At 37.3% G+C, this 12,635-nt stretch carries 6 protein-coding genes; 2 read left to right on the top strand and 4 right to left on the bottom strand.

Annotation, left to right across the window (positions count from 1 at the left end; all coding sequences use genetic code 11):
* Positions 1–11: 11 nt before the first annotated feature.
* Complete coding sequence (locus ACG916_RS13980; RefSeq protein WP_419327415.1) at positions 12–719, bottom strand: hypothetical protein; 708 nt, start codon at positions 717–719, stop codon at positions 12–14.
* 152 nt (positions 720–871) lie between these two features.
* Positions 872–1,084, bottom strand: a complete 213-nt coding sequence (locus tag ACG916_RS13975) for a hypothetical protein (protein ID WP_419327414.1) — start codon at positions 1,082–1,084, stop codon at positions 872–874.
* A 732-nt stretch (positions 1,085–1,816) separates the two neighbouring features.
* Here ACG916_RS13975 and ACG916_RS13970 point away from each other — a divergent pair.
* Positions 1,817–3,445: a long-chain-fatty-acid--CoA ligase gene (locus ACG916_RS13970; protein WP_336953043.1), complete on the top strand. Its 1,629-nt coding sequence runs from the start codon at positions 1,817–1,819 to the stop codon at positions 3,443–3,445.
* 372 nt (positions 3,446–3,817) lie between these two features.
* Here ACG916_RS13970 and ACG916_RS13965 read toward each other — a convergent pair whose 3' ends face one another.
* Both ACG916_RS13965 and ACG916_RS13960 read right to left on the bottom strand, forming a co-directional pair.
* Complete coding sequence (locus tag ACG916_RS13965; RefSeq protein WP_419327413.1) at positions 3,818–8,359, bottom strand: translocation/assembly module TamB domain-containing protein; 4,542 nt, start codon at positions 8,357–8,359, stop codon at positions 3,818–3,820.
* A gap of 35 nt (positions 8,360–8,394) precedes the next feature.
* Complete coding sequence (locus tag ACG916_RS13960; protein ID WP_336953046.1) at positions 8,395–11,139, bottom strand: autotransporter assembly complex protein TamA; 2,745 nt, start codon at positions 11,137–11,139, stop codon at positions 8,395–8,397.
* Between the two features lie 175 nt (positions 11,140–11,314).
* On the opposite strand from ACG916_RS13960, the gene ACG916_RS13955 reads away from it, so the two are divergent.
* Positions 11,315–12,634, top strand: coding sequence for an MFS transporter (locus tag ACG916_RS13955; RefSeq protein WP_419327412.1), 1,320 nt, complete (start codon positions 11,315–11,317; stop codon positions 12,632–12,634).
* The last annotated feature ends 1 nt before the right edge of the window (position 12,635 follow it).

Here is a 12,635-nt window from a genome sequence, read left to right as displayed (position 1 = left end):
GATTTTTAAAGCTAATTCACTTTATTTTGCATAAATTGCCATAGACGGCGTTTTAATAAAGGTTGCTCAATCATCTCTTGTAAACTTGCCAATTCGAACATTTCAGTATTATTTAAATAAGGCAATTGACCAAGACTGATGACTTTGCGCTCTTGTCTTAAGGCATCAACAAACCCTTGAATATATATCGCAGCCCCTCTTCCATCTTGAAGCTGCACCATTGGAAAAGGCCATTTCAAATCATAAAAGTGCCCTACAAAGGCTTGCTGTATATTGCTCCATAGCGTGAATTGGTCAGTGCTGATTTGAGTACAATCGACAAAGATGACACAGCTTTCAATGCAATAGGCTTGGATTTCAAATGGCGCAATTTGTAATGCAGGCTCAACAGTAAAGTTTGTCTGTTGCTGAATTTGCTCAGGTGCTGAAACTTCTTCAGTTTGCTTTGTTTCAGGATTTCGTTTTAATAGAGAAACTTCAGGCTGATGTGCTTTTTCAATCTGTGACGGATGTACATTTTGATTTTCTAGTTTTGCATTAGATTGAGTTGAATGCATGTTCAACTCAGGCACAACAGCAATATTCTGTTCAACTTGAGCAATATCACGGTATAGCGCATTTTCATAATGACGTGTTTGAACATCAACCTTGGGGATCCAAAGCTCTATTCCCATCGTAGCCAAAATGCTACGCTGATGTTCTGATACATTCATATTCATTATGGATTCAATACACACTATTCAAGCTATATTTTAGCTGTGTTTTGGCTTTTTTGTCGCACTAATCAAAGTAAAAAAACACGATAAATTAAATTTAAGCGCAAGAAGATGTTACATGCTGATTTTAGCGACAATCATTGAGCACCAACTCACTATAAAGATGTGATTAAAATTCCGTACTTTGCCGTAAGATACATCCCCTGACGAATGATATCTGTACCATTGGCATGATCAACTTTGAGTTCTTGAGTCAACACATCAAATTGAAAAGCATCATAACAATCTTGATGTTGGCATAACCAATTTAAAGTATCAGCAAGATGTTCATCGACAATATAATTTTCAGCTAAAAAATCTTTAGACATTATGATTCAAAGACAATAAAAGAAGAATAGCGTTATTCTAACGCAAATTTAGCAACACCTTAAAAAAAACAGGCTTAAGCATTAAACATATACAAGACATAAGCAATCAACCGAGTACGCCGATGAACATAAGGATGAATAGATAATCTTACAAACTAGATTTTTATTATTTTCATTTAGAGAGGTAACGCTTTCTAAATATCACCATATTTTCTCGTATGATCATAATATAGTGATATTTTGCAATCGCTTCTAGAAAATTAATGATGAGCACCACACTTACGACACTCTTTCACCACACTATTATGTCCAATTTCATATTCAAAACTGTGGATACACAATAATTTTCTGATTTTTTGAAACATTTTAAAACTCCTTTTAATATCTTACACCAATATAGTTTCATCCTAAAACATCAATGCCTTAACAAGACATGTGATATGTTTAGCATATCTACATATATCTGAGTAATACTTTTTCCTAGTTCTTTAGTCTGATACCGCAAATTTCATCATCAAATTTTCAAATCGTGATAATCCAAATAAGTTATTGTTTTTTCTTGGTTAAAACTATAAAAATATTGCAAAAATATATTGTTTTTAAGCTTGATTTAATCTGACTTTTATATAGGATGAAATGATAGCTTTTTTTATTTAACAATTTTTTTCACTTAGAGAGCTTCAGAGAAAAAAACAATTTAAGCCTATCAACAAGATTATAAAGGAATTTTATATGCAAGGACGTATGATGCAGCAACCATTATTAATCAGTAGCCTCATTGAGCATGCTACTCGTTATCATGGTGATACTGCGATTATTTCAAAAAATACTGATGGTACGATTACAAAAACAGATTGGACACATGTAAGTGAAAACGCGAAACGCTTTGCCAATGCGCTTGCTGGACTGGGTTTAGGTTTAGGCGACCGAGTTGCAACGATTGCATGGAATAATCATCGTCATCTTGAATCTTGGTATGCAATTTCCGGAAGTGGTTTGGTCTGCCATACCATTAACCCTAGACTCTTTCCTGAACAATTAATCTTTATTATCAATGATGCTCAAGATAAAGTAGTTTTATTTGATAAAACATTTTTACCACTAATCAAAGCTGTGAAAGCCCTTACCCCTAATGTAGAGCATTTCGTCTATCTGGGTGCTTTTGACCAAGATATTGCTGATGCCCTCCCAGAGGTTAAATTCTATGATGTGCTGATTGCAGAACATTCAGTACAGTACCAGTGGCCAAATTTTGAGGAAAATACCGCAAGCTCACTATGCTATACCTCAGGGACAACAGGTAACCCCAAAGGCGCATTATATAGTCATCGCTCAACCATTTTACATACCTATGCGATCGCACTACCCGACTCTCTAAATTTATCTGCAAAAGATATTATGTTACCTGTTGTTCCAATGTTCCATGTCAATGCTTGGGGTACACCTTATGCCGCAGCTATGGTTGGTTGTACATTGATACTCCCGGGGCCAGGTTTAGATGGCGGCAGCTTAGTACAAATGATTGATGAATATAAAGTCAGCATTGCGCTTGGTGTACCAACCATTTGGCAAGGCTTGCTTGCAGCAGCAAAACAATCTGGTAGTACTCTTGAAAGCCTTAAACGCAATGTCGTTGGCGGTTCAGCCTGCCCACCTGCGATGATGAAAGCATTTAAAGACATTTATCATTGCGAAACTATTCATGCATGGGGCATGACTGAAATGAGCCCATTGGGCACAGGTAACCAACTCAAAGCCAAACACCTAAATTTAAGTGAAGAAGAACAATTCAAAGTTCGCTTATCGCAAGGTCGCCCACCTTTTGGCGTAGATTTACGTATTACCGATGAAGAAAATGGCACACATGAAGTTGCTCGTGATGGACATAGCACTGGGAATTTGCAAGTAAAAGGTCATTGGATTATTGAATCTTATTATGGAAAATCTGAAAAAGCGTTAAGTGCTGATGGTTGGTTTGATACTGGTGATATCGCTACGATTAATGAGGATGGCTATCTACTGCTAAGCGATCGTGCCAAAGATTTAATTAAATCAGGTGGCGAGTGGATTTCTTCTGTTGAGCTTGAAAACATTGCTATGAATCATCCTGAAATTGCTATGGCTGCTGTAATTGCAGCAAACCACCCGAAATGGGATGAACGCCCTGTGGTAATTGCGATTAAACAACAAGGTACTCACATTACTGAACAAGATTTACTGGATTACTATGCAGATAAAATTGCAAAATGGCAAATCCCAGACAAAGTCATTTTTGTAGATTCCATTCCTTTAACAGGTACTGGCAAGATGTTAAAGCGTGATTTACGTGAACAATATAGTGATGTGTTATTAACGGAATAAATCCTTTGAATAAGCTTTAAAGAATTACTAACGAATCATATCGAATTGAAAAGCCCAATGTGCCATTGGGCTTTTTCTATTTCACAAAAAAAAACTAGATATTTAAACCAATGATTCACTTTGAACAACTAGCTTAAATAAGCAAAATAAATACAAGATAAATACTCCTAACATATACATTTTTTGGCTTTTCAATCGTATGTACAATATTTTGCGCTACGCACATTCAAACCATTTAACGATCTGCGCGGTTTACCTCAATGACTCATCTCATTTTATATAAGCATAAAAAACTCGGATCGAAATCCGAGTTTTTCAATATTGTTCAACTACATTTCAATGCCAATCGCATCTAAAATGTTTTATCAATGTCTAGAACCGCCAATGATAGAACACATCAATGGCTTTTTCTAAGGACTGACTTGCTTCCAAATACAAACGTTTATTCATTTGATAACGTAAAGTCAGTTTATTCACTGGTGTAAATACCCCCACACCATAACGAATATACAAGTCTGGCGTAATATATCCAGTCAAACTGACCTGAGTATCATCACCTGTACCCTGCGCATCAAAAGATAAACCACTTAAACCAAAAGTACGTCCAATTTGATTGGTAAATGCTCGCGTTCCACCTAGACCCAGACTAATCCCTGCTGCCGCAATAGTATTGTTTACATCCGATTTAAAGCCTTCAGCATTACTTAAACCACTCGAACCTTCATTAATACGTCCTGTGATTAAAGCATTCATTGCTTCCTGATCTGACAGTCCAGCATCGTTATAAACTTGGATATTTGGACTTGAAGCAGTACCTGTAATACGAAGTCCTACTGTGCTTCCAGAAATACTCTTATTGGTATCGACATCTAATGTAGGATTGGACAATGGTCCATTAAAACGAGCAATCGCACGATTCAAATCCAAGCGTTGACCATAAGCCTCAACGGTTACTTTCTGACTAACACCAATTGCGCCATTGGCACGCATCGCAGTTTCTAAACCGCGTTGAGACAGGTATAGACGTCCAACCAATGGAATACGACTGTTAAACCCTTGGAAAATCACCTTATCACCTAAGTTTACCGAGACATCTGCACGTATAGACCACGGTTGTGCTGCTTTAAGCACAGCCAACTGATTTTGACCTTCTTTCACAATACGAACATCAGGTGATACATTGACTACTGTTGCACTTGATTCAGGCATTGAAATTAATGCACTAGGAACATCAACCTTACCTTTAACTGTAATTTTTTTACTTAAAGGTAATGCATCCAATTCGATATCTGTATCAACAATTGCAGTAATGAGTGGTGCTTGACGAATCAGCAATTTATCGCCATTTAAACGTAATTGTACATGAGGGTCATTTTTCCAATCGATACTACCGCTAATTTTACCTACACCACGACCACTATTAAAAGCACCATTAATTGTTGCAACATCTTGACGAATTGAAGTGTAAATCTGAACATTATTTAAGTTCACAGGCAGTGAAATCATACTAATTTCACCATTTTTCAATCGCATTTCGCCATCAAACAATGGCTGTGTGAGTGTCCCGTTAATTTTGCCTGCAAGTGATAACGTTCCATCGAGTTTACGAACATCGGCTATAAACGGTTTTAATATTTTCAACTGAACTTCGTTAAATGCTACCTCTCCACGCATCGGCTTAGACGCCACATATGGGTTCACAATAACGCTGGCATATCCCGTCCCCACATTAGGAGCTTTCAAATCAACACGTAATAACAATCCATCTTTTATGCTTTTCGCAATTACACTGGCTTCGTCATAGTTCATTGAAGTCGAAGGGTCATTAGGATCTTCAGCAGCAATACCAATTTGCCCATTACGGGTAACAAGTTTAGCATCCAGTTTAGGTTGTGCACCTTTAGCCCATGATGCTTTTGCATAACCATTTAATTTGCCAGTTAATGCTAAACCTTCTGGCATAAATGCTGCAAAATCATTCAGATCCAGATTCTTGGTGAGGAACGAAACATTACCATTTTGCTGACTTGCACGTATGGGTTGATCAAAACACAATTGGCTTTGCTGGCTTGACCAACAATGTTGACCTACATATAGCTCCGATTTTGAGGCATTAAAAATGACCGGTGCATTTTGCTGTTGCAATAAATGCGCTCTTACAGAGTCAAATTCGCCTTTCTGAATCTGACCTAACCAATCGTTTTGGGCATTAAATCCGCCTGCAAGTTGCACATAGAACTTAGAATAATAATTCCACGCCTGAATCTGCAATAAATGTGCTTTACGAGTTCCTGAAAGTGTAATCCCTGCATGCTGGATTTCACGATTCCCACTACGCAAAGTATCCATTTGCGCAACCATTTTAGAAGCTACAGTTTCTGAGGTTGGCAGTTCACCTTTCAAGCTTAATTTTTTAATGCTTAAACTGTCATTAAAACTAAAATTATCGACAGTGAGGTTGGCAGTTGCACTCAAACGCGGCTGGGCTTGTAAATTTAAATAACCATAAGCTGTACCACGTAATCCTGGATAAAGCTCATATAATGCAGGTGCATTGACTTTTAATCTTAGATTCTGTGCATTTCCTGTAGCCTGTACTTGATTGTTAGCATAAGACAAAAATAAATTATTTGCCTCAAATTGCTGTGGCATGAGACCCTTTAAATCAGAATTCAAAACGACTGCAAGGTTACCACGCCCTCTCAATGGCTTATTATTGATCATGCCTGCAATATTCAATTGTTGAATATTGATTTTCTTCATACGATCTGACCAATTCCCCTGAGTCTTCACATTACCAGAGATTTCACCACGTACAGAAGAGACAAAATACTGCGGTTTAAAACGCACCAAAGATGCATTGATGTCCCAACCGATACCATTACTGATATGAACCAAACCATTGGCTAAAATTTTTCCTGCAATACCATCATGTTGTAGCTCAGATATTTTGATTAGCTCAGGTGTACCCGAAACTCTAATCTTCAACAAACCACTACCTTGTTTCATCTGTGATGCATTTAATGCACCATCATAATTCACTGCAAAGCCTTTAAAAGCACCACCGGCATTGGCGTCATTGAAAATAACTGCTGCAGTACTTTTACCAGTCAATTGGATTGTTTCAGGATTGGCTTGATTTGCGAGTCTACCTGTTAAATTAATCGCATCAAAGTTAATCAGTTGTTGATTTGGTTTTGCAAATCCATTGGCTTTTATTTGTCCATTGATTAAATCTACTGGTGCAGTTGCAATGATACTTTGTGGATTGAAATCTTTTGCATTTAACAAAGCATTCCATTTTAACTGACGTTTTTCAGTTGGTAATTCCACAACTGCATTCCCAGATAAACTGCCTTTAGCAGCCAGATATTCAAATGCAGGGACATGTAAATCATTACCTTTTAAGTCCAGCTGAGCTGTGTATTTACCCTCAGGCAAACTGCCTTTTTCATGCTGACGCACAACGGTTGCCACATGAATGTTTTGCTGATCATCAACCAGTGCAACTTCAACCTGACCTTGTTCACTACTCAACCAACCAACATAAGGCACTGCTCGGTCAATATTTTTCCAGTTCACACCCAATAACATAGGTTCAGGCTTTTTACCCTTTTGTTCAGCTTGATCTAATTTAACGTTCCAAGCTTCATATTTGTCAAAATCCACATTGGCGGTTAAATGCATACCTTGTTTAAGTGCACCTACTGATCCAATTTTGGCATCAAGTGAAACAGGTAAAAAGTCTTGAATCACTTGTGGAATAATTTTATCTTTTGGATTAATTCGATCTAAACGACCTTGCACATCCCAATGTACATGATCTTGCCAACTCACCAAGCCAGCAAGATTTAAAGCACCACCCATCAATTGACCATTTAAGTTGTTAATATTCAACTGATTGGTTAAATCGGTATGCGCTAAAGCAGTATATTGACCTTGCGGAATATTTTTACCACTGATATCAGTATTGATATCTAGGTTTAGGCCTTTAACATCACCATGGAATTTTGCCAAACCATTTTTAGAAAGTAATTCTTGTTCCTGTAACAGCGGCCAGTGATAATCTTTAAACACCAAAGCACCATTCATTGGAACATCGTGACGCATTGGGTGAATTACTGCCCAACCTGTTAAAAGATCGGGAGTTTTGGTTGCAACGCCAGCTTTAATAGTGTCGAGTGAGCCGCGCGCATGTACATAAATATCTTCAACATTTAAACTTTTTAAACTTGGGATTTTTAAAATAGCTTTAGCATTAAGCGGATAATCTCCTTGTTTAAAGTCCATATTACCTGTTGCGTCTTTTACAGATAGATAGCCCATGTCCATTTTAGAGTTTTCAAATTTAAGCTCTGTACCAGACCACAATGCGTTTTCTAAATGAATATCCTTAAAATCAATTTTTGTAGATGATGTTTGAAACTGCATGTGATCTACATTTGCCTCATCTAAACGTAAAACAAAAGGTAGTTTGATTTCGCTAAATTTAAATGGCTCATCACTTGGAGGGGTTTTACTGATAATTCTTAAATTATTGACATCGGCATGGCTGAGATGAATTTCTTTGTCTAATATTGCTCTCCAACCTAATGAAATATCTGCACGATCAATTTTGACATCAACCGAACTCAAGGTAACCAAAACATTTTTTAGAATAATCCCTTGAAGTAGATTTCCACTTTCATATTGATAATCAATAATTTTCTGACTTGAAGCCACCCGATCCAATAAAAACTTACTGCCTTTATCGGTACTAAACATCACAGCCAATGCAGCAATCAATAAAATAATGACCAAAAGCAATGACATCAGAATATTACGTAATATATTACGCTTCTTCGGAGCTTGCTCTTGCTTTAGTTGATCATTTTGCTGTTCATTTTGAACATCTTGATGTTCTTCATCAGCCATAATATTTCCAGTATTTCTCTTATATTTTTAGTTAATTAAAGTTGTGAACCAATAAAGAAGTGCAGTCGAATTGGATGTGCAGGATCTGAAACACCTGATGCAACATCAATACGAATCGGACCAATTGGTGACTTCCAACGTATTCCTAAGCCTAAGCTATATTGGGTATCGTTACTAAATGATTTATCGTAAGCATTACCAAAATCGCTGAATATAGCTCCACGCCAACCCTCTTTAAATTGATAATTGTATTCCAATGACCCAACAGCCAAACCTTGACCACCCACTTTATAGCCATATTCTGTTGGGGAGAGGCTCTTATAGTCAAAACCTCGTAAACTTTGATCGCCACCAGCAAAGTATCTTAAATTATAAGGAACTTTTTCAAAATCCTTAGCAAAAATATAACCAACATTTAAGCCACCTACAAACTGATGATTATCATTTTCACCGAACGAATATAAGCCTTTCCAATCCGCGCTCGTAATTGCCATATCAGTATCTGAAAGTAAGGATTGACTTCCAAGCTGAATTTTATAACTTTGTTTATATCCTCGTGTTGGATTGATACGATTATCACTGGTTGTTTTGGTTGCTTCATAACCCAATAACAATGACTGTTGTTCTTGATTAGAGCCAGGAATTAAAAAAGCGTCAGGAATATTGGCAATATCTACAGGGCCATTTTGAGTGACACGGTCTAAACGGTAACGCACACCTAGAATATGTTGCCACTCTTTTCTTGAACCTTTAATAATACGGTCAACCCCAGCAACAGCAGACTCGATGACCAAGTCCATGTCATTACCAATACCATCACGAGTTTCGCGTTCATAACCTGCAACTAGACTAAAGTAATCATTTAATGGATGTTTATAAGGAATGTTATAACGAGCATCAATAGCTTGGCGGATTTCTGACAATTCCATATTGGCATCAAAAGAATGTCCCAGATGATTGACAATCGCACGTCTATATTGACCACGTAAACGGACGCCCGTATCCGTCCCATAACCAATACCCGTTTCTAAGCTGTTTAAGCGGTCCGCATTTAAGGTCACGATCACTGGGATCTTTTTATTCTCACGAGCCTGATCTTTGAGTAGATCTTCATCTGATTCTTTTTCTTTCTGTTGCGCTTGAAGCTGCTTTAAGTTTGGATTGACTTCTTCCCCTTGCGTCCCCGCAAACTGATTTTCATTGACCACATTTTGAGTCACTTCTTTATCTGACAAATGTGCTTTATCTGCATTGGTTTGAGCAGACAATGTAGTTTCAGTAATTTTCTGCTGGTCCACTAAGGCTTGCAGGTCTGCGGGAAGTTCAAGTGGTTTTACAATTGCATCCGGCTTAACCGCATCAACCAAGGTATAGTTAAAATAACGCGAGTTGGTTAAGTTGTTGGCCAAACCATTGACACGCCATGCGGTATAATCCGCTCCATCTTCCCATGGTGCTAAGGTTTTTAGTATTTTTAAATCAATCGGGAGTGGCTTAGAAGGATCACTCATTCTAAACTCCACATCTTGCAATTTATAACGATCACCCGTTTCGTATTTTAAATCAATTTTGGCTTTGTTTTGCGGTTGCTCAACTTTGACATCATGTAAACGCCAATAACCATCAAAAAACCCGTTATTTGAGGCTGCATCCACAATTCGGCTTTTTGTAGATTCATAGGCGCCGTGATTGAGAATATCACCTTCTTCTAAATCAGGAAGTACGCCAATAACTTGGAACTGTGCCAGTTTAGAACCTGCCCCAGTAAACTCAATATTTTGTTCAGCCACTTTGACTGGATCATGTGGCGTGACTTTAACGCCTAAATGAGTATCATCAATTTTGCTAAATTTGAATTCCGCATTGTAATAGCCCACCGCTTGGGCAGCCTGTACAGCGAGTGTTCTCAACTGTGGTACTGAACCGTTAAAATCAGAATATGCTTCTTGGGTAAAGGTGCCTAACTTTGCTTTTAAATTAGTTGCAAGAACCGCAGGCGCACCCGTCACTGAGACACCGATTTTTGGAATTGGTACACCGTTGTCTTGTGGTCCACGAATTTTATTGACTAAACTTTTAAAGAAGCCAGGTTTAGCCTTTTCTTCATCAGTATTACTCTGTGTATTATCAACCAAAGTTTTACCCGATTGATTTTCTTCTACAGAAATTTTGTTGTCTGCACGAATAGTTTGTATAAGTTCATCAACATTGACCGGCGCTTGCGTAATTTCATTCAATTCTTGTTGGGTCGCATTAGCCACTTCAATTTGAGGTTCTTTGATCACACCATTACGAAAATTCTGTGCATCTGTTTTCGCTTCTTCTGCAACTTTATAAATTTCATTTGCCAACGATTGATCCACAGCGACAGCTGGTAGCTCTTCAAGATCTTCAAATTGGATCGGCTTAAAATCCTCTTGCACCCCCATATTTTTTTCTTGTTGTTCAAGCATTTTAACACTATCAACTTGATCAGTTTGTTGAGCTTGTTGAATTTTTTGATCTAACTGGTCGATCTTTTCGTTTGATACACCTTGCTGAATGGCCGCCGATTCTAATTGTTCTTGAGTATTGCTGATTTTTTCAGAATTTGTGCTGATAGTTTCAGAACTTGATGTCAAATTCTGATTGCTTTGTATTTGATCGGCATAACTGACAGGGATTGCAAAAACACTTAAAAAAACACTTGAACATATCAGTTTATTGATATGATAACGGTCAAAGTGTAAATGTACACTATGTGAAAGCACAGATTTTTTAAAATTAATTTTTGCTGGCATACCAAGCTCGAATGACCTAAATTTATTTGTAGAAAGATCAATTATTAAAAATCTTTCAAATACCCAAACCAATTGGTTTTACACATGATTTAAGTTAAAAACATGATACATGATTTTGAGAGATAGTTACCATTTCAACACATTTCTTATATATAACTAAATGAAGTCGTCTACAATGGAAAAAAATGAGCATATTTTAGGGACACGACGTTTTTTACCGATGTTCCTTACCCAGTTTTTTGGCGCCCTGAATGATAATGTTTATAAACAATCATTATTACTCGTCATCACCTATGGTTGGATTCATCATCAGTCTGCCAATATCAGCACACTCAACAATCTCGCTGCATTACTGTTTATTCTACCCTATTTCATCTTCTCTGCGACCGCAGGTCAAATTGCAGATAAATACGAACGCTCATTTTTAGTCCGAAGTATTAAAATTTTAGAAATCATTATCATGCTGGTTGCCTCAGCGGGTTTTTTATTGGGCAATCTTTGGATTTTACTCTTCGCTTTATTTTTAATGGGTACGCATAGTACTTTTTTTGGGCCAATCAAATATGCGATTTTGCCTGAAATCTTAAAACCGAATGAACTGATGTCTGGTAATGCCTTGTTTCAGTCAGGCACATCCATTGCGATTCTAATTGGGATGATTTTAGGAGGTGCAGTCATTTCGCTATCACAAGGCAATATGATCTGGATTTGCTTAACCATCGTATCTATTGCAGTGGTGGGTTATTTATCCAGTCGTTTTATCCTTACACAATCTATGTCAAATGAAGACTTTGAAATCGATTGGAATTTCTTTCGAACCAGTTTCCAAACCATTCGTTATGCTAAAAGTTTACCGTTAATTTTTATCGTACTTTTAGGTAATTCTTGGTACTGGTTTTATGGTGCAACATACCTCACACAAATTCCTCAGTTAACACAGCAAAATCTGCATGCCAATGAAAATGTCGTCAGTTTATTGCTTACATTTTTTTCTGTCGGAATTGGTGTAGGTTCATTGTTGTGTCGTAAAATTGGTGGTGCAGAAGTAAATATCAAAATGGTACCGCTTGGTGCAATTGGCTTAACGGTATTTGCGCTTTATTTGGCAGGTAGTTTGGCCTTTGTTCCAGAACGAACTGGTGATCTGATTGCGATTTCTGATATGTTTAACTCAGGGGCAATTTATTATCATGTGATGTTTGCAGTCACTTTATTGGGTATAAGTGGAGGTTTTTATATCGTTCCACTTTATGCGATGATGCAAGCCTATGCCCCTAAATCACACCGTGCACGTGTGGTTGCGGCAAATAATATCTTTAATGCAATATTTATGGTTTCATCGGCAATTTTTTCTATTCTCATCTTAAGTATTTTGAAAATAGACATTAAAATATTATTCTGTATCACAGCCGTGCTGAGTGCTATTTTTAGTGCTTGGTTATTAATTCGTTTAAAACCATTAATAGCGACAACTCAGGTTTCTTTGGAGGACTAAT

Source organism: Acinetobacter legionensis, from assembly GCF_048552295.1.
Taxonomy (GTDB): domain Bacteria; phylum Pseudomonadota; class Gammaproteobacteria; order Pseudomonadales; family Moraxellaceae; genus Acinetobacter.
Note: the sequence above shows the minus strand (reverse complement) of the source record. Positions and strands in the feature narration are given on the sequence as shown.